Genomic DNA, 19921 nt, shown 5'->3' with positions numbered 1-19921 from the left:
ACGACAGGTCATGGCAGTCACATCAGGAAGGCGGTAAGGACGAAGTCGAGCGCCAGGATGGCGATCGACGAGGCGACCACGGTGCGGGTGGTGGCGTAGGCCACGCCCTCGCTGGTCGGCGGCGTGGTGAAACCCTGGAACACCGCGATCAGCGAGACCACCGCGCCGAACGCCAGGCTCTTCAGCAGCACGCCGTTGACGATGTCGGTGTGCACGTCAACCTGGGCGGTCATGTTCGACCAGAACGTGCCGTTGTCGATGCCGAGCCAGGTCACGCCGACCAGGTGGCCGCCGAAGATGGCCATGGCGCAGAACACGCAGCACAGCAGCGGCATCGCGATCAGCCCGGCCAGGAAGCGCGGCGTGGCGACGTAGGCGATCGGGTCGACCGCCATCATTTCCATCGCGGAAATCTGGTCGGTGGCGCGCATCAGGCCGATCTCGGCGGTGATCGCGGTGCCGGCGCGCCCGGCGAACAGCAGCGCGGTGACCACCGGCCCCAGCTCGCGGTACACCGACAGCGCCACCACCATGCCGCTGGCCGAGGTGCCGCCGAAGATCGACAGCACGTGGTACAGCTGCAGCATCAGCACCATGCCGACGAACAGGCCGCAGACCATGATGATGGTCAGGCTCATGGCGCCGACAAACCACAGCTGACGGACGGTTTCGCGCAGGTAGCGGAAGCTGCGCGGGATCGCCGCCAGCAGGGTCAGCAGAAACAGGCCGCAGCCGCCGATCTGCGCCAGCGACTGGGTCAACACGTTGCGGGGTTGCGGGGCGTGCGCGTTCATTTCGTTGCCTCGGCAAAGCCCAGCGCGGCGGCGTAGTCACCGGCCGGGTAGCGGAACGGGATCGGGCCGTCCGCCTCGCCGCCGAAGAACTGCCGCGTCCACGGCGAGCCGTCGTCGGCGATCGTCGCCGGGTTGCCCTGTGCCACCACCTTGCCGTTGGACAGCAGGGCCACGTGGTGGGCGATGCGCTGCACCGCGGGCAGTTCGTGCGAGACCAGCACGCTGGTGATGCCGAGGGTCTGGTTCAGCGTCTGGATCAGCTTCAGCACCTGGTTCAGCGCCACCGGGTCCAGCCCCACGAACGGCTCGTCGTACAGGATCAGCTGCGGGTCGAACACGATCGCCCGCGCCAGCGCCACTCGCCGCGCCATGCCGCCGGACAGCTCGTTCGGCATCAGCCGCGCCGCGCCGCGCAAACCCACCGCCTGCAGCTTCATCAGCACCAGGTTGCGGATCAGCACCTCCGGCAGTTTCGTGTGCTGGCGCAGCGGGAACGCCACGTTCTCGAACACGTCGAAATCGGTCAGCAGTGCGGAGTTCTGGAACAGGTAGCCCACGCCCTCGCGCAGCTTGTACAGCTCCTCGCGCGACAGCTCGGCGACATTGTGGCCATCGACGTGGACACTGCCGGCATCGGCGCGCATCTGCCCGGTGATGTGCTTGAGCAGGGTGGTCTTGCCGGTGCCGCTGGGGCCCATGATCGAGGTGATCTTGCCGCGCGGGATGTCAAGATCCAGCGTATCGAAGATGGTCTTGCCGTTGAGCACCGTGGTCAAGCCGCGGATGCGCACCAGGGTGGCGTCATCGGATGGCGGGCGGACGGATGGAGTCATGAAGGCGGCGACCACGGAAAAGAACAAGGTAATGGAACCACGCCGGCAACGCCACGCAAACCCGCCCTGCCCGCGCAGGAGCCCGCTCGCGGGCGATGCCTTTGTCGAGGTTCGGGATTCGGATTCCGGATTCGCAATAGCAAAAGCATCGCCCGCGAGCGGGCACCTACGGGGCCAGCAGTTCGGCGATCAAGGCCTCGTGCCGCCGCCATTGCAAGGTGCTGCGCAGGCGCACGGTGCGCACGATCGCCTGCAGGTCGGCCAACGCCTGGTCCAGGGCATCGTTGACCAGGATGAAATCGAACTCGTGGGCATGCGCGATCTCCCCGCGCGAATTGTGCAGCCGGCGCTCGATCACCTCGGCGCTGTCCGAACCACGGCCGCGCAGGCGCCGTTCAAGTTCTGCCCGCGACGGCGGCAGGATGAACACGCTGACGCAATCGGGCTTGCTCGCGCGAATCTGCTGGGCTCCCTGCCAGTCGATCTCCAGCAGCACGTCGCGACCCTGCGCCAGCAGCTCTTGCACGATGGTGCGCGAGGTGCCGTAGAGGTTGCCGTGCACCTCGGCATGCTCCAGGAAGATGCCTTCGGCGATCTGCCGCTCGAACGCGGCGCGCTCGACGAAGTAGTAATGCCGCCCGTACGTCTCGCCCGGCCGCGGCGGCCGCGTGGTGTGCGAGATCGACAACGCGATCCCCGGCTCGCGCTCCAGCAGCGCGTTGACCAGGGTGGACTTGCCGGCGCCCGATGGCGCGGCGACCACGAACAGGGTGCCTGCTTCAGTCATTCGATGTTCTGCACTTGTTCGCGCATCTGCTCGATCAGCACCTTGAGCTCGACCGCCGCGTTGGTGCTGCGCGCGTCGACCGACTTGGAGCCGAGCGTGTTGGCCTCACGGTTGAACTCCTGCATCAGGAAATCCAGCCGGCGGCCGACCGGTTCGGCCAGGCCCAGCACGCGGCGCGTCTCGGCGATGTGGGTGGCGAGCCGGTCCAGCTCCTCGTCCACGTCGCTGCGGGTGATCTGCAGCACCAGCTCCTGTTCCAGCCGGCCCGGCTCGACCGGCTGCTTGAGGTCGGCCAGCCGGGTTTCCAGCCGGGTGCGCAGCGCGGTGCGGATCTCCGGCATCCAGCCGCGCACCTCGGCGACCACGCGCTCGATCGCGTCGAGCCGCTCGTGCAGGATCGCGCCCAGCTTCTCGCCCTCGCGTTCGCGGGTGGCCGCCAGCGCATCCAGCGCGCGGTCGAGCACGTCGAACAGCGCGGTTTGCTGCGCTTCGGGATCGACCTCGGCCTGCTGCATCACGCCCGGAAAGCGCAGCAGCTCGGTGAACTGCACCTGCAGGCCGGGGAACAGCGCGGCCATGTCCAGGTTCAGCTCGGACAGCCGCGCGAGCAGTGCGCCGTTCACCTGCAACGCCTCGCCGCGCCCCTCGCCCGCGCGACGCACGGTGAGGTCCAGCTTGCCGCGCGACAGCTTCGCCGCCACCCGCTCGCGCAACTGCGATTCGAACGCGCGCAGGTCGTCCGGCAAGCGCGGGCTCAGCTCCAGGTAGCGATGGTTGACCGTGCGCAGCTCGCAGCTGAGCGTGCCCGCGGGGCCGGTGGTTTCGGCACTGGCGTAGGCCGTCATGCTGCGGATCATCGGCGCCTTCCGGACATCGGGGAAAGGACGCAATGGTAAACTCTCCGGTCCCCCTTGCCCAATCCGGCCACCCTTCATGAATCCCAGCCGCCCCAGTGGCCGCGCCAGCGACCAGCTGCGCACCGTCAGCCTCGAACGTCATTACACCCGCCACGCCGAAGGCTCGGTGCTGGTCAGCTTCGGCGACACCCGCGTGCTGTGCACCGCCAGCATCGAGGATCGCGCGCCGGCCTGGCTGCGCGGCAAAGGCGAGGGCTGGATCACCGCCGAATACGGCATGTTGCCGCGCGCCACCAACACCCGCACCCAGCGCGAGGCCGCCCGCGGCGGCCAGGGCGGCCGCACCATGGAAATCCAGCGGCTGATCGGCCGCAGCCTGCGCGCCTGCGTCAACCGCCAGGCGCTGGGCGAGCGGGTGATCACGCTGGACTGCGACGTGCTGCAGGCCGACGGCGGCACCCGCACGGCGGCGATCACCGGGGCCTATGTGGCCCTGGTCGATGCGGTGAACCTGCTGATGAAGCGCGAGAACCTCAAGCGCAACCCGATCGTGGGCGCGGTCGCCGCGGTCTCGGTCGGCATCTACCAGGGCGTGCCGGTGCTCGACCTCGACTACGCCGAGGATTCGGACTGCGACACCGACATGAACGTGGTGATGAACGACGGCGGCGGCTTCATCGAAGTGCAGGGCACCGCCGAAGGCCACGCCTTCCGCCGCGACGAGATGGACCAGATGCTGGCGCTGGCCAAAAAAGGCATCGGCGAACTGGTCGCCGCGCAGCGCGCGGCGCTCGCACTCTGACATGCGGCGCATCGTCCTCGCCAGCAGCAACCGCGGCAAGCTCGCCGAGTTCCATGCCCTGCTCGCCAACGCCGGCTTCGAGGTGGTGCCGCAGGCCAGCCTCGGCGTGGACGACATCGAGGAAACCGGCCTCACCTTCGTGGAGAACGCCGTGCTCAAGGCACGCCACGCCGCCCGCGCCAGCGGCTTGCCCGCGCTGGCCGACGACTCCGGTCTGTGCGTGGACCATTTGCGCGGCGCGCCCGGCCTGTACTCGGCGCGCTATGCCGGCAACCACGGCGACAACGCCGCCAACAACGCGAAGCTGCTGCGCGAACTGGACGGCGTGCCGACGGAACGACGCGGCGCGTTCTTCATCTGCGTCCTGGCGCTGCTGCAGCACGCCGACGACCCCGCGCCGCTGATCGCAGAAGGCCGCTGGCACGGTCGCGTGCTCGACGCCCCGCGCGGCACGCAAGGTTTCGGCTACGACCCGCTGTTCCTGCCACACGGGCAGACCCTCGGCGCCGCCGAACTCGAGCCGGCGCTGAAGAACCGCCTCAGCCACCGCGGCCAGGCGCTGGCGAAACTGCACGACCGCCTGCGCGAACTTCGCCCATGAGCCTCGTCGCGCCGCCGCTGTCGCTGTACGTGCACATGCCGTGGTGCGTGAAGAAGTGCCCGTACTGCGACTTCAACTCGCACGGCCTGCGCAGCGAGCCGCCGCCGTACGCCGATTACATCGACCACCTGCTGGCCGATCTCGACGCCGACCGCGCCGACTTCGCCGCGGCGCTGGAGGGCCGCGCGGTCATCAGCGTGTTCTTCGGTGGCGGCACGCCCAGCCTGTTCGCGCCGGAGCTGATCGCGCGCCTGCTCGACGGCGTGCGCGAGCGCCTGCCGCTGGCCGACGACGCCGAGGTCACCCTGGAAACCAATCCCGGCACGGTCGAGCATGGCCGTTTCGACGGCTATCTCGCCGCCGGCGTGAACCGCATCTCGTTCGGCGTGCAGAGCTTCGACGACGACAAGCTGAAGCGGCTCGGCCGCATCCACTCGGCCGGCGAAGCCGAAGCCGCGGTGAAATCCGCGCAGGACGCCGGCTACGCCAACATCAACCTCGACCTGATGTACGCGCTGCCGAAGCAGGAACTGGACGGCGCACTGGCCGACGTCGAGCGCGCCATCGCGCTCGGGCCCACGCATATCTCGCACTACCAGCTCACGCTGGAGCCGAATACGGTGTTCGCCGCCAACCCGCCACCGCTGCCCGACGACGACCACGCCTGGGCAATGCAGGAAGCCTGCGAGACGCGCCTGGCCGAAGCCGGCTACGGCCAGTACGAAATCTCCGCCTACGCGCAGCCCGGCCGGCGCTGTGCACACAATCTCAACTACTGGCGGTTCGGCGACTACCTCGGCATCGGCGCCGGGGCCCACGGCAAGCTCAGCGACGCCGGCAGCAACCAGATCCACCGGCGCTGGAAAACGCGCGGCCCGCGCGCCTACATGGGCGAACCCGGCGGCGCGGGCCGGATCGGGGGCGACCACGTGGTCGCCCCCGCCGAGCTGCCGTTCGAGTACATGCTCAACGCGCTGCGCCTGATCGACGGCGTGCCGATGGCCGATTTCCCCGCGCGCACGGGGCTGGCGCCGGAGACGATCGCCGCGGCGCTGGCCGCCGCCCGCGACCGCGGCTGGCTGCATGGCGACGCGCAACGCCTGCAGACCACCGCGCTGGGCCAGCGCTTCCTGAACGACGTGATCGCAAGCTTCCTCGACTGACGCGCTCGCGGCGATGGCATAGCCCCGGCAAGCAGCATAGACTTGGTCAACCCGGGGAAATCACAGGTTTTGCATGGACGTCGGACAAGACCGGCGACGCATGTCGGCATCGCGCGGCACGGCCCAGTTCAACCAGGGGCGGTGGCCGGCGCGTGCCCAGCAATTGATCGAGACCGCCTACACCCTGTGCGTGGAAGGTCTCCACGAACCCGTGCGCCGCTGCATCGGCGAATTCGAGAAGCAGCTCTTCGCGCTGGCCGACCACGCGCACCGATCCGACGAGCAGCACGAGTGCTTCGCCAGCCGCCAACGCGTGCTGCAGGGGCAGAACGCGCTGGTGCAGGCGTTCATGGAAGAACTGGGCAAGGCGCTCAATGAGCTTGACCGCCATGCGCACCGGCCCGCCGATGCGGAAACCGCGGCCACCGCCAGTCCGTGGCAGACGCTGGAACTGCTCGACCCCGGCGTGCAGGAGATGACGATGGCGCTGGACCAGCTCGGCGCCCGCGGCGACGCACGCCATGGTCGCGCGCTGTACGAACTGGGCCATCGCCTGGCGGTGCTGATCGGCGCGCCGCCGCTGGAAGGCGCATCGCTGCCACTTGGCCCGCATGCGCTGGCCAAGGCATTCCACCAGGCCAGCGCCGCGCTGGAGCTGCCACTCAAGCACCAGTTGTTGTTGCTGCAGCACTTCGACCAGTGCGTGCTCCCTGCGCTGAGCGAGCTCTACGGCACCATCAACCTGCGCTGGCAGTCCGACGGCATCCTGCCGCAGCTGCGCAGCGTGCCGGCACCGCGCCACGTCAACAAGCGCCCGCGCCAGGGCACGGGCGAGATCGGCGCCGCCAGCGAAACCCCCGCCGCGCCGGCAGAAGCTGCCGCCAAGCCGGCGACCGGCGGCGCCCCGGAAGATTCCATCCACGTGCTGGAATCGCTGCGCGACCTGCTGTCGCAGCGGCGCGCCGGCCAGGGCACGGGCAGCGGCGAAGCCGCCGGGCCGGCCGCCAGCGAGGAAGAACTGCAATCGGCGCTGGGTGCGCTGCAACAACATCTGGCCAAGGTCACCGACCACGCCAGCCGCGAACTGCGCAGTGCCGCGCGCCTGCGCGAGGAGCTGCTGACCCAGCTCAACCTCGGCAAGCCTGCCGGCGCGCCGCGCACCCAGCTCACCAGCGAACAGGGCGACACGGTGGAGCTGGTCGCCGAACTGTTCGAGCAACTGGGCCAGCAACTGCAGCAGGGCAGCAACGCCCGCGGCCTGCTCGGCAACCTGCAGCTGCCGGTGCTGCGCGTGGCGGTGGCCGACCACGACTTCTTCGAGCAGCGCGACCATCCCGCGCGCAAGCTGCTCGACACCGTCGCCGCCGCCGCCAACGACTGGCTCGACGGCAGCGACGACGAGAGCAACCGTCCGCTGGCCAGCAAGCTGGAGCAACTGGTCAGCCGCGCCAACCAGGAGCCGCCCAGCGCCGGTCTCTACACCACGCTGCTGGCGGATATCGAACACCATCTGGCGCTGCTGACGCGCAAGGCGCAGGCCGCCGAACGGCGCCACGTCGAAGCGGCGCAGGGCCGCGAACGGCTGGACCAGGCGCGCCATCGCGCCGGCGAACTGATGGCGGACCGCTTCGCGCAATCGCCGCCGCGCGGACTGCTGCGCGCCCTGCTGGACCGCGCCTGGTCCGACGTGCTCGCGCTGACCCTGCTGCGTCATGGCGAGGACAGCCCCGCGTTCAAGGCGCAGCTGGCGATCACCGACCAGTTGCTCGGCCGCCTGCCGGTGCCCGACCCGCGGCAGCTGCAGCAGGAAGTGGAAAGCGGCCTGCAGCAGATCGGCATGCACGCGGAGGAATCGGTGCAGGTGGCGCAACGCCTGCTCGGCGTCGGTACGCCCGATCCGGCCAGCGAGCTGCCCAGCGCCACCGATCTCGCGCTGCGACTGAAGCAGCACCAGCGCCTGGGTGAACAGCAGGCCAGCCACGAAGCCGCGATCGCCAGCCCGATCGTCAAGCCGACGCCGCCGCGGCCCGCAACGACAACGGCGACATCGACCCGACCGCCGGCGGTCGATCCGCGCGAGGCGCGCATCGAGCAGCATCTGCGCAAGTTGCCGTTCGGCAGCTGGTTCGAGTTCATCGACCCCGCCAGCGGGCAGATCGCGCGACGCAAGCTGGCCTGGTATTCGCCGATGTCGGGACGCTGCCTGCTGGTCAGCCGGCGCGGCCAGCGCGGCGAGGAGATGACCATGGCCCAGCTCGCCCACGAAGTTGCCCGCGGCCGCGTCTGCGAAGTGCCGGCCGAGCCGGAAAGCCTGCTCGACCGCGCGTGGCGCGGCCTCACCGGCAGCCTGCGCCAGGCCGCCGCAAGCGGGCGCAGCGGCAAACCCGCGGAGTTCCGCCACCGATGAATCCGCCCAACAGCCCCGCCAACCAGCGTCGTGCGCCGCGCAAGCGGGCGCCCGGCAACGCCATCGTCACCGACGTGATCCGCGGCGAGCCGATCGGCCACCTGGGCAACCTGTCCAGCACCGGCCTGCTGCTGATCACCTCGCAGGCACCGCGCAGCGAGGCGCTGTACCAGGTACGCATCGACCTGCCCGCCACCGGCCGCGCGCTGGTGCAGTCGCAGCCGATCGAGGTGGGTATCCAGGAGCAATGGCACGAGCACGCCGCCAGCTCCGGCCAGATCTGGGCCGGCTACCGGATCATCGCCATCACCGACATCGACGCAGCGCGCCTGGAAAGCTGGCTGGCGCAGGCGTAGGCGCGACTGGCCGCATCACCTCCACTGGAACTGCCGACCTGCGGGCGTCATCATGGCGATTCGTCTTTGCTGATTCGCCGGGCCTTTCCCGTGCGCCTGCCGGGAGTTCTCCATGCATGATCGACTCGCCACGCTTTATCCCGCGCACCTGGCCACGGTGCAGCACCATGCCGAGCAGGCGCTCGCCCGCGGCGGCTTCGACCACCTGCTGATCGCCGCCGGCATGCCCGGCGTCAAGTTCCTCGACGACAATCACTACCCGTACGCCGTCAGCCCGCCATTCAAGCACTGGTTGCCGTTGACCGACGCGCCGGGCAGCTGGATCGCGTACACCCCGGGCCGCAAGCCGAAGCTGATCTTCCTGCAGCCGCGCGACTACTGGCACGTGGTGCCGGATGCGCCCGCCGGCTACTGGGTGGACGGCTTCGAGATCGTCGTGGTGCGCACCGCCGAGGAAGCGGTGGCCGAGCTGCCGCAAGGCCGCTGCGCCAGCATCGGCGAAGCGAACGCCGCCGTCGCCGGCATCGCGTTCAACAACCCTCCCGCGGTGCTGGATTACCTGCACTACCACCGCGCGTACAAGACGCCGTACGAGCTGGAACTGATGCGCGCGGCCAGCCGCATCGGCACGCGCGCGCATCGCGCGGCCGAACAGGCATTCCGTGCCGGCGCCAGCGAGCTGGGTATCCACCAGGCCTACCTGGCGGCGGCCGGCCAGATCGACGCCGAACTGCCCTACTCCAGCATCGTGGCGCTGAACGAGCACGGCGCCGTGCTGCACTACATGGATTTCACCCGGCAGCCACCGGCGCGCCCGCGCTCGCTGCTGATCGACGCCGGCGCCAGCGCGTCGGGCTACGCCAGCGACATCACACGCACCCACGCCGCCGCCGAAGCGGCCGAGTTCCAGGCATTGATCGACGCGATGGACGCCAACCAGCAGAGCCAGGCCGCGATGGTGCGCAGCGGTCGCCCCTACGCCGAGTTGCATCTGCATGCGCACCGGCAACTGGCCGCGCTGCTGAAGGACCACGGCTTCATCCGCATGGAGGCCGAATCGGCACTCGAAAGCGGCGTCACCCGCGCCTTCTTCCCGCACGGCCTGGGCCATTCGATCGGCCTGCAGGTGCACGACGTGGGCGGCTTCGCCAGGAACGACCGCGGCGATACCGTACCGCGGCCGGACGGCCACCCGTACCTGCGCATGACCCGCACGCTGGAGCCCGGCATGGTGGTGACGATCGAGCCCGGCCTGTACTTCATCGAGATGCTGCTGGCCGAGTTGCGCGACAAGCCGCTGGCGAAGGACATCGACTGGCACAAGGTCGAGGCGTTCAAGCAGTACGGCGGCATCCGCATCGAGGACGACGTGGTGTGCACCGAGGGCGAGCCGGAGAATCTCACCCGCAACGCGTTCGCCGCCGCGTGACCTCACCCGCGAGTCAGTGATACCCCTCCCCGGCGCGCACCTTGCCGCGGAACACGCGGTACGAGTACGCGGTATAGAACAACACCACCGGGATCATGACGGCCGCGCCGACCAGCACGAAACCCTGGCTGGAGGGTGGCGAGGCAGCGTCCCAGATGCTCATGTCGGGCGGCACGATGTTCGGCCACATGCCGGCCACCAGGCCGAGGAAGCCCAGCGCGAAGAAGCTCAGCGCAAGCACGAACGGCGCCACCTCGCGATTGGCCAGCACCGCGCGCCACAACCAGGCGGCGACTGCCACGGTGAGGATCGGCAGCGGCGACAGATACAGCAAGTTCGGCCAGGCGAACCAGCGATCCATCAACCGCGAATCGAGGAACGGCAGCCACGCGCTCACCATCACCATGAACGCGATCACCGCCAGCATCAGCGGGCGGGTCAGGTCGCGCGCGATGCGCTGCAGCCGGCCTTCGGTCTTGAGCACCAGCCAGGTCGCGCCGAGCAGGCCGTAGCCGAACACCAGCGCCATGCCCGTCATCACCGCGAACGGGCTGAACCAGGCGAACGCGCCGTGCAGGTACTTGCCGCCTTCGGCCGGCATGCCTTCGACGATGGCGCCCAGCATCAGGCCTTGCGCAAACGCCGCAACCACCGAGCCCAGGTGGAACCCCACGCCCCAGATGCGTCGCGAGGTATGCGCCCGAAAGCGGAACTCGAACGCCACGCCGCGGAAGATCAGCGCGATCAGCATCGCCAGCACCGGCAGGTACAGGCTGGACAGGATCACCGCATAGGCGCGCGGGAACGCCGCCATCAGCCCGGCGCCGCCCATCACCAGCCAGGTCTCGTTGCCGTCCCAGATCGGCGCGGCGGTGTTCATCATCAGCTCCTGCTGCGCCTCGTCATCGGCGAACGGGGTGAGGATGCCGATACCGAGCACGAAACCGTCCAGCAGCACGTACATCATGATCGCGAAGCCGATGATCAGGAACCACACCACCGGCAGCGTCGTGGAAAGTTCCATGCTCAGTCCTCCCCGCCATCGTCGACCACGGCCAGCGGCCGCGCCGCGGTGGCCTCGGCGCCGAATCGCGGCGGTGCCGCCTCCGGACCGTGGCGCAGCACCTTGAACAGGTACCAGCTGCCGAAGCCGAACAGGATCATGTAGGTCACGAAATACACGACCAGCGAGGTGAGCACGCTGGAGGCTGCCACCGGACTGGCGGCGTCGACGGTGCGCATCACGCCGTAGACCACCCACGGCTGGCGGCCGATCTCGGCGGTGTACCAGCCGGTGAGCAGGGCAATGAAACCGGCCGGCATCATCGCGATCCAGCAGCGCAGGTACCAGCGGTGCTCGAACAGGCGTCGGCGCCACCACAGCAGCACGCCCGTCAGTGCCAGCAGCAACATCAGCACGCCGAGGCCGACCATGATGCGGAAACTGAAGAACGGCGCGGCGACCGGCGGGCGGTCGTGCACGGGAAAATCCTTCAGCCCCCGCACTTCGCCTCTCCAGCTGTGGGTGAGGATCAGGCTGCCCAGGTGCGGCACGTCGAGCGCGTAATCGTTGCGCTCGGCCTTCTCGTCCGGCCACGCGAACAGGGTCAGCGGCACGCTTTTCCCGGTGGTCCAGCGTGCCTCGATCGCCGCCAGCTTGGTCGGCTGGTACTCGCGCACCACCAGGCCGGAGAGATCGCCCACGAAGATCTGCAACGGGATCACCAACGCCACCAGCGCCAGCGCGCAGCGCAGCATCAGCCGCGCCTTGTCCTGCCAGATGCCGCGCAGCAGATACCACGCCGCCACGCCGCCGATCACCAGTGCCGTGCTCAGGAAGCACGCCAGCACCATGTGCACCAGCCGGGTCGGGAACGACGGGTTGAAGATCGCCGCCCACCAGTCGGTGGCATGGATCACCCCGTCGACGACCGCGTAGCCCTGCGGCGTTTGCATCCAGCTGTTCGCCGCCAGTATCCAGAAGCTGGAGATCAGCGTGCCCAGCGCGACCATGCAGGTGGCGAAGAAATGCGTGCGGTGGCCCACGCGATTCCAGCCGAACAGCATCACGCCGAGGAAGGTGGCCTCCAGGAAGAACGCCGTCATCACCTCGTAGTTGAGCAGCGGCCCGAGCACGTTGCCGGCCACGGTGGAGAGGCCGGCCCAGTTGGTGCCGAACTGGAAGCTCATCACGATGCCGGAAACCACGCCCAGCCCGAACGAGCCGGCGAACACCTTGAGCCAGAAGAAGTACAGGTCGCGCAACATCTCGCTGCGCCGGCGCAGCCACAGCGCCTCCAGGAACACCAGCCAGCTGGCCAGGCCGATGGTGAACGCGGGAAACAGGATGTGGAACGACATCACGAAACCGAACTGGATCCGCGACAGGAACTCGGCCGTCATCGTCATCGCCTGCGGCTTGGATCGCCCGACTATAAGCCGGCAAACGTGCACGCCTCGTGGTGCGCGGCGGTACGCCGCGTGGCGTTTCGCCGCGTGGGGATCAGCGCCCCGCGAGCAGCGCCTCGATCTCGACCGGGTCCTTCGGCATCGCCGCCGTCAGCACCTCGTGGCCGTCGCGGGTCACCGCCACGTCGTCCTCGATGCGGATGCCGATGCCGCGCCAGCGCTCGGCCACCGAGCGATCGTCCGGCGCCACGTACAGCCCCGGTTCCACCGTCAGCACCATGCCCGGTTCGAGCAGGCGCGATTCGCCGTCGATGCGGTAGTCGCCCACGTCGTGCACGTCAAGGCCCAGCCAGTGGCCGGTCTTGGCGGCGAAGAACCGCCGGTAGCTGCCGCTGGCGACCGCCGCGTCCGCATCGCCGTCGAGCAGGCCGAGCGCGCACAGGCCTTCGCTCAGCACGCGCACCGCCGCACCGTGCGCGGCGTTGAACGGCAGGCCGGGCCGCACCTGCTCGATCGCCGCCAGCTGCGCGGCCAGCACCACCTCGTACAGCGCGCGCTGCTCGCGGCTGTAGCGACCGTTGGGCGGAAACGTGCGGCTGATGTCCGAGGCGTAGCAATCGAGTTCCGCGCCCGCGTCGATCAACAGCAGCTCGCCCTCGCGCAGCGGTGCGCGATTGCCCTGGTAGTGCATCACGCAGGCATTCGCGCCGCCGGCCACGGTGGGCGCAAACGCGGGCACCGCGCCGTGGCGGCGGATCGTGCCCAGCAGTTCGGCTTCGACCTCGTACTCGTGACGACCCGGCCGCGCCAGCCGCAGCGCGGCCAGTTGCGCCTCCACCGCGATCGCTGCAGAAGCGCGCATCAGCTTGAGTTCGGCGCGCGACTTGAACAGGCGCAGATCGTGCAGCAGGTGGCCCAGCGCGACGAACTCCTTGGGCACCACGCCGCCGCCGCGCAACTGGCGCAGGCGGCGCATCCAGCCCAGCAATTGCGCGTCGAACGCGGGCTCGTGGCCGAAGTGGCAGTACACCCGCGCGCGGCCCTCGATCATGCCGGGCAGGATGTCGTCGATATCGTCGATCGGGAACGCATCGTCCATGCCCCAGGCCGCCACCGCCTGCTCGGTGCCGATGCTGGGGCCGTGCCAGCGCTCGTGCTCGATGTCGCGCTCGCGACAGAACAGCACCGCCTCGCCATGCGCGCGTCCGGGCAGCAGCGCCAGCACGGCATCGGGCTCGGGGAAGCCGGCCAGATAGTGGAAGTCGGAGTTCTGCCGATACGGCCACGCCGCATCGGCGTTGCGCATGCGCTCGGGCGCGGCGGCCACCAGCAGCACCGCGTCGGGGCCGGCCATCTGCATCAGCTGGCGGCGGCGGCGCGCGAACTCCTCGGCGGCAATCGCAAGCCCCGCCAGGCTGGCCGTGGGAGCATTCAATGCACGGTGTTCCCGCCAACGCCATCGCGCGCGCCGCACTCGGCGAACAGCAGCATCGCCGCCATGCGCACGAATTCGTGCACCTCGATCAGCGCGTCCTCGTCCTCGCTCTCGTTGCCGAAATCGAACGAGGAGCCGGCGATCGTGCCCAGGTCGCGCAGTACCTCCTGCGCCTCGCCCGACAGCGACGCCTGGACGGCGGCGCCGGCCAGGCCGAAGCCGCCGAGAAAGCCGCGGCACCATTCCACCACGGCGTCGGCGCGTTCGTGCAGCGGGCGGTCGTCCGCCGGCAGCAGCGGCTCGAAGCCCAGCTCGGCATCGACCAGCGCCGCCTGGCTCTGCCGTGCCAGTGCATCGAGATCGGCGCGGTCCGCGGTGGTGGGTTCGACTGCCTCGCCATCCAGTTCCAGCACGCCGAGCAGCGCATCGCCGCCCACCGCCCCGCCACCGGCCAGGTAGCCGGTCAGCGAGCCATGCAATTCGCTGGCGCTGGTGCCCAGGCGCAGCCGCACGACCAGTGCCTGCAGCTCCTCGTGGTCCATCTCGTCGGTATCGGTCACGGCGCTTGTCCTGCGGTCAGTGAGCCAAGTTTAATGCAGCCGCCGCACGCTGCCGGCAGCGTGCGCCACGAGGCGGAAATCCGCCGGCGTCCTGCTATAGTTTCGCGCATGAGCACGCCAGACCATGTTGACCCTGTCCAGCAAGAGTTGGCCGCCCTGGGCCAGCAGATGGATCGCCTGCTCGATACCGTGCGCCGGCTCAGCGAGGAGAACCGCAGCCTGCGCCAGAGCCAGGAGCAGCTTTCCGGCGAACGCGCCGGCCTGCTGGCACGCAACGAGCAGGCACGCAGCCGGGTCGAGGCGATGATCCAGCGGCTGAAATCGCTTGAGAGCAACGGTTGACCGAACCCATGTCCAGCACTGAACCGGTCGCGCTGCGACTCATCGATCGCGAATTCCTGATCGCCTGCGCGCCGGAAGAACGCGAAGGCCTGCTGGAGGCGGCCGGATACCTCGACCGCAAGATGCGCGAATTGCGCGCCCACGCCAAGGCACCGGGCTTCGAGCGCCTTGCCGTACTCGCGGCGATCAGCGTCGCGCACGAGTTCATCATCCTGCGCAAGCAGCACGAGGGGCAGAACCAGCGCCTCAGCGACGGGCTGGCCAGCCTGCGCAACAAGCTCAGCGCGGCGCTCGAAGGCGACCCGGCCAAGTCCTGAACGGCGCGCGCCACGCCGTGGCGAACGGTGGACATTTCCGGGCAAGCGCCTAGAATTGACCTCGGCGTTTTCTGCGGTGTTCGCCAGCACACTCTTACATTTGCCTTGTTCCTAAATACGGCCCCGGGTCGGCTCTACATCGGCTGTTGTGCATGTCCGCCGCGTGCGGAAAGCCTCGAGGCCATGTTGCCCTCCCACCTGATCCATCGTGGATCAAGGTCGTTTGGTGGGCAGCGGCATTGCGGTTTACGCCACTTGATTCCCGCCCTGTTCGTCATCCGGATTGCCGGATGACGAACAGGGCGCACCCATGACGGAGCCGAGCGACACGTGGACGCCCCCGCCCAACGCCGCGAGCTTCGCCAGCGCCTGGCCCAGCAGCGCCGCGCACTGCCCCCCACCGAACGCATCACGGCCGCGCAGGGTCTGCGCCGCAGCCTGGAACAACTTCCCGAGTACTTCACCGACCAGCGGGTCGCCGGCTACTGGGCCAGCCACGGCGAGCTGCCGCTGAACCTGGTGATCCCCCCGCTGGCCACACGCGGGCAGCAGTTTCTGTTGCCGGTGACCGGCCCGGGCCGGCAGCTGCGCTTTGCCGCCTGGAAGCCCGGCGACGCGGTGGAGGCCAACCGCTACGGCATTCCCGAACCGGCGCAGCCGGGCGAACTGTTCGAACCGTTCCAGCTCGACCTGGTGCTGGTCCCGTTGCTCGGCTTCGACCGCCGCGGCAACCGGCTCGGCCACGGCGGCGGCTACTACGACCGCGGCTTCGCCTTCCTCAATGAACAGGTGCGCCCCACCGAACCACTCCTGGTCGGCATCGCCTATGCGTTCCAGGAACTGCCCGAGATCGACGAGCAGGACTGGGACGTGCCGCTGGATTTCGTCGCCACCGAACGCGAACTGATCGACTGCAACCGCACCGGTCCCGACCATCCTGACTCGCCGGAGCACGCCGCATGAACCACTGGCTGATGAAGTCCGAACCGGACGCCTTCTCGATCGATGACCTGAAACGCAAGAAGCGCGAGCCCTGGGACGGCGTGCGCAACTACCAGGCGCGCAACTTCATGCGCGACGGCATGCGTCCCGGCGACAAGGTGTTCTTCTACCACTCCAACTGCGCCGTACCGGGCATTGTCGGCATCGCCGAAGTGGCCACTGACGCCTACCCCGATCCCAGCCAGTTCGATCCCAAGAGCAAGTACTTCGACGCCGGCAGCTCGCGCGACAACCCGCGCTGGATGCTGGTCGACGTGAAGTTCGTGAAGAAGCTCAAGCGCACGATCAGCCTGGACGAGCTCAAGGGCGATCCCGCGCTGGAGGGCATGGCCCTGCTGCGCAAGGGCAACCGGCTGTCGGTGATGCCGGTGGAGGCGGCGCACTGGGAGTACATCCTCGCTCTCGAGTGATGACCCGCATCCACCGGGCTCCGCTCGCAGGGTGGCATTGCCCGCCCCCCCCGAATCGGGAGCCGCAAGAGCCGTGCTCGCCGCGCGGACTGCTGACCGCCATAATGCGGTTTTCTTCGGGACCGCACCCCCATGAGCAACGCCAACGAAAAACGCCAGGCCGGCGAAGCCGCGATCCGCTATGTCGAGGATGGCGCCATCGTCGGCGTGGGCACCGGTTCCACCGTGGCGTTCTTCATCGACGCACTGGCCGACCTGAAGGATCGCATCCAGGGTGCGGTGTCCAGCTCGGAGCAATCCACCGCGCACTTGAAGAAGCTCGGCATCCCGGTGCTCGACCTCAACGCGACCGGCCCGCTGTCGATCTACATCGACGGCGCCGACGAGTGCGACGGGCACAAGCGGCTGATCAAGGGCGGCGGCGCGGCGCTCACGCGCGAGAAGATCGTCGCCGCGGCCAGCGACAAGTTCGTCTGCATCATCGATTCCAGCAAGCGGGTCGAGCTGCTCGGCAAGTTCCCGGTGCCGATCGAGGTGATCCCGATGGCGCGCAGCCTGATCGGCCGCGAGATCGTCAAGCTGGGCGGCAATCCGGTATGGCGCGATGGCGTGGTCACCGACAACGGCAACTGGATCATCGACGTGCACGGCTGGCAGATCACCGACCCGGTAGGACTGGAGGAGCAGCTGAACCAGCTCCCGGGCATCGTCACCGTCGGCCTGTTCGCGCGCCGGCCGGCCGACGTGGTGCTGGTCGGCGATCGCGAGATGTAAGTCGGAGCGGCACCCACGGCGCGCCGCTGTCGTCGGTGCTCGCGGGAGGGCGGCGGACCGTGCCTGCCCTACGCGGCGGGGCTTGGCTTGTTCGATTTGCCGAGCTTGATGTGGCGTCCGGCGTAGCGCGCCTCGCGCAGCCGCTTGCCGTGCGCGGCCAGGATGTCGCCGCGGGTGAGGATGCCGACCAGCTTGTGCGGGTCGTCCTTGCTCACCACCACCACGCGGCCTACGCTCTCGGCCACCATGTGGTCGGCCGCTTCGCGCAGCGAGTGGTTCTCGTTCACCGCGACCGGCGGGCGCGTGATCAGCTCACCCAGGGTCAGCGTGTAATGCCACTGCGGATCGAGCAGGCTGCGTCGGGTCAGCACGCCCTGCACGCGGCCGCGCTCGTCCACCACGGGGAAACCCTGGTGATGCGAGTGCGGCGCCTCGTCGTTCAGCCAGCGACGTACCTCGGCCAGCGCCTGGGTGGTCTTGAGCGTGGCCACGTCGCGCGAACAGGCCGTGCCCACGCTGACCTGCTCCAGGTAGTCGGCGGCGTATTCCGAGGGCACGCGCACGCCGCGGCGGGCGATCTTCTCGGTCATGATGGTGTTGCGCATGATCAACGCCGAGATCAGGTAGGCCGCCGTGCAGCCGCCCAGCAGCGGCAACAGCGCCGCCGGCTGGCGCGTGGTCTCGAAGGCGAACACCACGGCGGTGAGCAGTGCGCGCGAGGAGCCGGCGAAGATCGCCGCCATGCCCACCAGCGCCGCGATGCGCAGGTCGATGTGGAATGCCGGCAGCGCGTAGTTGAAGCCGATGGCCAGCGCCGCGCCGAGCGAACCGCCGATCATGAACAGCGGCGCCAGCGTGCCGCCGGAGGTGCCGCTGCCCAGCGAGATCACCCAGGAGATGAATTTCAGCGCGCCGAAGCTGAGCAGCACGGCAAGGCCGAAATGCCCCTGCACCAGGGCGTCGATGTTGTCGTAGCCCACGCCCAGGGTGCGCGGGTCGATCCAGCCCACGAAACCGGCGACCAGTGCTCCGATGACGGGCCACCACATCCAATGGATCGGCAGTTTCTCGAACAGGTCCTCGACGCCGTACACCGCGCGGGTCACCCAGATCGAGGCGTAGCCGACCAGCCCGCCGATCAGCACGAAACCCGCCAGCGCCAGGCTGCCGGGCTCGGGCACGTCGGGCATCGGGAATACCGGCGCCGCGCCGTAGCTGGCGTAGCGCACGCCCACCGCGGTCACCGTGGCCAGCGCCACCGGGATCAGCGAACGCGGGCGCAATTCGAACAGCAGCAGCTCCACGGCCAGCACCAGCGAGGCCACCGGCGCACCGAACACCGCCGCCATGCCCGCCGCCGCGCCGGCTGCCAGCAGCACCTTGCGCTCGTTGGCGGTGACGCGCAGCAACTGCCCGATCAGCGAACCCAGCGCGCCGCCGGTGGAGATGATCGGGCCCTCGGCACCGAACGGGCCGCCGGTGCCGATGGCGAAGGCGGAGGACACCGGCTTGAGCCAGGTCATCCGCGCGGGGATGTTCGATTCGTTGGTGAGGATCTGCTCCATCGCCTCGGGGATGCCGTGACCCTGGATCGCGCGCGAGCCCCAGCGCGCCATGATGCCGGCAGTCAGGCCGCCGATGGCCGGCATCAGGATCACCCAGGCGCCGATGGCAGTGCCGGCCGGCGACAACACGAACGAACCTGGCCTCGCGTTCGGCCCGATCACGTCGGAGATGCGGCCGTAGTAGCACAGGTCAGTGATGAGGTTGATCAGCAGCATCAGCAGCTGCGCCACGTAGGCCGAGGCCACGCCCAGGATCACCGCCAGCACGCTGATCAGCAGGATGCGGTGGTTGACCAGGGTGGACTTGCGCGGCATCCGCGCCGCATCCAGCGACAGCCCCAGGGCGGGGGCGATCGGCAGCGCGTCGGTGCTGCCGACCGTGCGCACGTCGGCGTGCCCGACAGGATCGTCAGTGGCTGGCGTCATCGAGGTTTCACAACGTGGAAAGCGGGAATTTTACGCTGCTGCAATGCAGAAAAAAAGGGTAAGGCCGCGCCAGATCACGTAATTTTCTGCGAATTTGCGTATCGCTGCCACAACCGGCCGCGCCAACGAAAAAGCCCGCCGGAAGGCGGGCTTTCGATCGGATTTGGCAGCCCCGGATGGATTCGAACCACCGAATGCCTGAGTCAGAGTCAGGTGCCTTACCGCTTGGCGACGGGGCTGTAGAGCTTCAGTTTAGCGCTTGGAGAACTGGGTCGCACGACGGGCCTTGTGCAGGCCGATCTTCTTGCGCTCGACCTCGCGGGCGTCGCGGGTCACGAAACCGGCCTTGCGCAGCGGCGACTTCAGGCTTTCGTCGTACTCGACCAGCGCGCGCGCGATGCCCAGGCGGATCGCGCCGGCCTGGCCGGTGATGCCGCCACCGGCGACCGTCACCTTGATGTCGAACTTGCCGGTGCTCTCGGTCAGTTCCAGCGGCTGGCGCACGATCATGCAGGAGGTCTCGCGACCGAAGAACTGCTCGAGCGACTTGCCGTTGACTTCGATGGCACCGCTGCCCTTGCGCAGGAACACGCGGGCGGCGGAGGTCTTGCGGCGGCCAGTGCCGTAATTCTGCTGGGTCGTCATGCTCATT

The 19921-nt window shown here is 68.9% G+C and carries 21 protein-coding genes, 1 tRNA gene and 1 other RNA gene; 12 read left to right on the top strand and 11 right to left on the bottom strand.

Annotation, left to right across the window (positions count from 1 at the left end; translation table 11 throughout):
* Positions 1–17: 17 nt before the first annotated feature.
* The 4 genes from mlaE to ACVCMB_RS14040 all read right to left on the bottom strand — a co-directional run bounded on the left by mlaE (position 18) and on the right by ACVCMB_RS14040 (position 3271).
* On the bottom strand, positions 18–794 hold the full coding sequence (gene mlaE, locus ACVCMB_RS14055; protein ID WP_395121167.1) for a lipid asymmetry maintenance ABC transporter permease subunit MlaE: 777 nt from the start codon (positions 792–794) through the stop codon (positions 18–20).
* Positions 791–1627 (bottom strand): ABC transporter ATP-binding protein, encoded by an 837-nt coding sequence (locus ACVCMB_RS14050; protein WP_447105437.1) that lies wholly within the window; start codon positions 1625–1627, stop codon positions 791–793. The genes mlaE and ACVCMB_RS14050 overlap by 4 nt, the downstream gene beginning before the upstream one ends.
* Before the next feature lie 166 nt (positions 1628–1793).
* Positions 1794–2414: a guanylate kinase gene (gene gmk / locus ACVCMB_RS14045; protein WP_395121163.1), complete on the bottom strand. Its 621-nt coding sequence runs from the start codon at positions 2412–2414 to the stop codon at positions 1794–1796.
* Positions 2411–3271, bottom strand: coding sequence for a YicC/YloC family endoribonuclease (locus ACVCMB_RS14040; protein WP_395121161.1), 861 nt, complete (start codon positions 3269–3271; stop codon positions 2411–2413). Before ACVCMB_RS14040 ends, gmk begins: the two co-directional genes overlap by 4 nt.
* A gap of 76 nt (positions 3272–3347) precedes the next feature.
* Here ACVCMB_RS14040 and rph point away from each other — a divergent pair, with 76 nt between their 5' ends.
* The 6 genes from rph to pepQ all read left to right on the top strand — a co-directional run bounded on the left by rph (position 3348) and on the right by pepQ (position 10029).
* The gene (gene rph / locus ACVCMB_RS14035) at positions 3348–4073 is read left to right on the top strand and encodes a ribonuclease PH (protein ID WP_447105436.1); all 726 of its coding nucleotides are present in this window, start codon (positions 3348–3350) and stop codon (positions 4071–4073) included.
* Position 4074: 1 nt separating this feature from the next.
* Positions 4075–4674 carry an RdgB/HAM1 family non-canonical purine NTP pyrophosphatase gene (rdgB, locus tag ACVCMB_RS14030; RefSeq protein ID WP_447097429.1) on the top strand — a complete coding sequence of 200 codons (600 nt, stop codon included), beginning with the start codon at positions 4075–4077 and terminating at the stop codon, positions 4672–4674.
* Positions 4671–5837, top strand: a complete 1167-nt coding sequence (hemW, locus tag ACVCMB_RS14025) for a radical SAM family heme chaperone HemW (protein WP_447105435.1) — start codon at positions 4671–4673, stop codon at positions 5835–5837. Before rdgB ends, hemW begins: the two co-directional genes overlap by 4 nt.
* 73 nt (positions 5838–5910) lie before the next feature.
* The gene (locus ACVCMB_RS14020) at positions 5911–8244 is read left to right on the top strand and encodes a DUF1631 family protein (protein WP_395121155.1); all 2334 of its coding nucleotides are present in this window, start codon (positions 5911–5913) and stop codon (positions 8242–8244) included.
* Positions 8241–8600, top strand: coding sequence for a PilZ domain-containing protein (locus ACVCMB_RS14015; RefSeq protein ID WP_395121153.1), 360 nt, complete (start codon positions 8241–8243; stop codon positions 8598–8600). Before ACVCMB_RS14020 ends, ACVCMB_RS14015 begins: the two co-directional genes overlap by 4 nt.
* A gap of 112 nt (positions 8601–8712) precedes the next feature.
* Complete coding sequence (pepQ, locus tag ACVCMB_RS14010) at positions 8713–10029, top strand: Xaa-Pro dipeptidase (RefSeq protein WP_447105434.1); 1317 nt, start codon at positions 8713–8715, stop codon at positions 10027–10029.
* Positions 10030–10042: 13 nt separating this feature from the next.
* Here the strand turns inward: pepQ and cydB are convergent, their stop codons facing one another.
* From cydB to ACVCMB_RS13990, 4 genes are all read right to left on the bottom strand, one after another.
* Positions 10043–11053, bottom strand: a complete 1011-nt coding sequence (gene cydB, locus ACVCMB_RS14005) for a cytochrome d ubiquinol oxidase subunit II (protein WP_395121149.1) — start codon at positions 11051–11053, stop codon at positions 10043–10045.
* A gap of 2 nt (positions 11054–11055) precedes the next feature.
* Positions 11056–12432: a cytochrome ubiquinol oxidase subunit I gene (locus tag ACVCMB_RS14000; RefSeq protein ID WP_447105433.1), complete on the bottom strand. Its 1377-nt coding sequence runs from the start codon at positions 12430–12432 to the stop codon at positions 11056–11058.
* 100 nt (positions 12433–12532) lie between these two features.
* A complete protein-coding gene (locus ACVCMB_RS13995; protein ID WP_395121146.1) occupies positions 12533–13873 on the bottom strand; it encodes an aminopeptidase P N-terminal domain-containing protein in 1341 nt (446 codons plus the stop codon).
* Positions 13870–14433, bottom strand: coding sequence for a UPF0149 family protein (locus ACVCMB_RS13990; RefSeq protein WP_447105432.1), 564 nt, complete (start codon positions 14431–14433; stop codon positions 13870–13872). Before ACVCMB_RS13990 ends, ACVCMB_RS13995 begins: the two co-directional genes overlap by 4 nt.
* Positions 14434–14541: 108 nt before the next feature.
* Between ACVCMB_RS13990 and ACVCMB_RS13985 the strand changes: the two genes are divergently transcribed.
* The 6 genes from ACVCMB_RS13985 to rpiA all read left to right on the top strand — a co-directional run bounded on the left by ACVCMB_RS13985 (position 14542) and on the right by rpiA (position 17278).
* Positions 14542–14775 carry a TIGR02449 family protein gene (locus ACVCMB_RS13985; protein ID WP_136258838.1) on the top strand — a complete coding sequence of 78 codons (234 nt, stop codon included), beginning with the start codon at positions 14542–14544 and terminating at the stop codon, positions 14773–14775.
* An 8-nt stretch (positions 14776–14783) separates the two neighbouring features.
* Positions 14784–15092 (top strand): cell division protein ZapA, encoded by a 309-nt coding sequence (locus tag ACVCMB_RS13980; protein WP_447105431.1) that lies wholly within the window; start codon positions 14784–14786, stop codon positions 15090–15092.
* Positions 15093–15157: 65 nt separating this feature from the next.
* Positions 15158–15344, top strand: a non-coding RNA gene (ssrS, locus tag ACVCMB_RS13975) — 6S RNA.
* A 78-nt stretch (positions 15345–15422) separates the two neighbouring features.
* A complete protein-coding gene (locus tag ACVCMB_RS13970) occupies positions 15423–16055 on the top strand; it encodes a 5-formyltetrahydrofolate cyclo-ligase (RefSeq protein WP_447101081.1) in 633 nt (210 codons plus the stop codon).
* On the top strand, positions 16052–16504 hold the full coding sequence (locus ACVCMB_RS13965) for an EVE domain-containing protein (RefSeq protein WP_395121139.1): 453 nt from the start codon (positions 16052–16054) through the stop codon (positions 16502–16504). Before ACVCMB_RS13970 ends, ACVCMB_RS13965 begins: the two co-directional genes overlap by 4 nt.
* A 132-nt stretch (positions 16505–16636) precedes the next feature.
* On the top strand, positions 16637–17278 hold the full coding sequence (rpiA, locus tag ACVCMB_RS13960; protein WP_395121137.1) for a ribose-5-phosphate isomerase RpiA: 642 nt from the start codon (positions 16637–16639) through the stop codon (positions 17276–17278).
* A gap of 68 nt (positions 17279–17346) precedes the next feature.
* On the opposite strand, the gene ACVCMB_RS13955 is transcribed toward rpiA, so the two are convergent.
* The 3 genes from ACVCMB_RS13955 to rpsI form a co-directional block, all read right to left on the bottom strand.
* Positions 17347–19269, bottom strand: coding sequence for a chloride channel protein (locus tag ACVCMB_RS13955; protein ID WP_395121135.1), 1923 nt, complete (start codon positions 19267–19269; stop codon positions 17347–17349).
* Between the two features lie 164 nt (positions 19270–19433).
* Positions 19434–19508: transfer RNA gene (locus tag ACVCMB_RS13950), tRNA-Gln, on the bottom strand.
* Positions 19509–19521: 13 nt separating this feature from the next.
* Complete coding sequence (rpsI, locus tag ACVCMB_RS13945) at positions 19522–19914, bottom strand: 30S ribosomal protein S9 (RefSeq protein ID WP_136258847.1); 393 nt, start codon at positions 19912–19914, stop codon at positions 19522–19524.
* Positions 19915–19921 lie beyond the last annotated feature (7 nt).

This window comes from Rhodanobacter sp. UC4443_H10 (genome assembly GCF_052978325.1).
This window is presented reverse-complemented; position numbering and strand designations above follow the sequence as displayed.

Excerpts from the sequence above, each read along its gene's own strand:
- rdgB (WP_447097429.1), top strand. The coding sequence starts at position 4,075 with ATGCGGCGCATCGTCCTCGCCAGCAGCAACCGCGGCAAGCTCGCCGAG.
- ACVCMB_RS14050 (WP_447105437.1), bottom strand. The coding sequence starts at position 1,627 with ATGACTCCATCCGTCCGCCCGCCATCCGATGACGCCACCCTGGTGCGC.
- ACVCMB_RS14000 (WP_447105433.1), bottom strand. The coding sequence starts at position 12,432 with ATGACGGCCGAGTTCCTGTCGCGGATCCAGTTCGGTTTCGTGATGTCG.
- rpsI (WP_136258847.1), bottom strand. The coding sequence starts at position 19,914 with ATGACGACCCAGCAGAATTACGGCACTGGCCGCCGCAAGACCTCCGCC.
- ACVCMB_RS14015 (WP_395121153.1), top strand. The coding sequence starts at position 8,241 with ATGAATCCGCCCAACAGCCCCGCCAACCAGCGTCGTGCGCCGCGCAAG.
- ACVCMB_RS13965 (WP_395121139.1), top strand. The coding sequence starts at position 16,052 with ATGAACCACTGGCTGATGAAGTCCGAACCGGACGCCTTCTCGATCGAT.
- gmk (WP_395121163.1), bottom strand. The coding sequence starts at position 2,414 with ATGACTGAAGCAGGCACCCTGTTCGTGGTCGCCGCGCCATCGGGCGCC.
- hemW (WP_447105435.1), top strand. The coding sequence starts at position 4,671 with ATGAGCCTCGTCGCGCCGCCGCTGTCGCTGTACGTGCACATGCCGTGG.
- ACVCMB_RS14020 (WP_395121155.1), top strand. The coding sequence starts at position 5,911 with ATGGACGTCGGACAAGACCGGCGACGCATGTCGGCATCGCGCGGCACG.
- rpiA (WP_395121137.1), top strand. The coding sequence starts at position 16,637 with ATGAGCAACGCCAACGAAAAACGCCAGGCCGGCGAAGCCGCGATCCGC.
- ACVCMB_RS14040 (WP_395121161.1), bottom strand. The coding sequence starts at position 3,271 with ATGATCCGCAGCATGACGGCCTACGCCAGTGCCGAAACCACCGGCCCC.
- ACVCMB_RS13955 (WP_395121135.1), bottom strand. The coding sequence starts at position 19,269 with ATGACGCCAGCCACTGACGATCCTGTCGGGCACGCCGACGTGCGCACG.
- cydB (WP_395121149.1), bottom strand. The coding sequence starts at position 11,053 with ATGGAACTTTCCACGACGCTGCCGGTGGTGTGGTTCCTGATCATCGGC.
- rph (WP_447105436.1), top strand. The coding sequence starts at position 3,348 with ATGAATCCCAGCCGCCCCAGTGGCCGCGCCAGCGACCAGCTGCGCACC.
- ACVCMB_RS13985 (WP_136258838.1), top strand. The coding sequence starts at position 14,542 with ATGAGCACGCCAGACCATGTTGACCCTGTCCAGCAAGAGTTGGCCGCC.
- mlaE (WP_395121167.1), bottom strand. The coding sequence starts at position 794 with ATGAACGCGCACGCCCCGCAACCCCGCAACGTGTTGACCCAGTCGCTG.
- ACVCMB_RS13980 (WP_447105431.1), top strand. The coding sequence starts at position 14,784 with ATGTCCAGCACTGAACCGGTCGCGCTGCGACTCATCGATCGCGAATTC.
- pepQ (WP_447105434.1), top strand. The coding sequence starts at position 8,713 with ATGCATGATCGACTCGCCACGCTTTATCCCGCGCACCTGGCCACGGTG.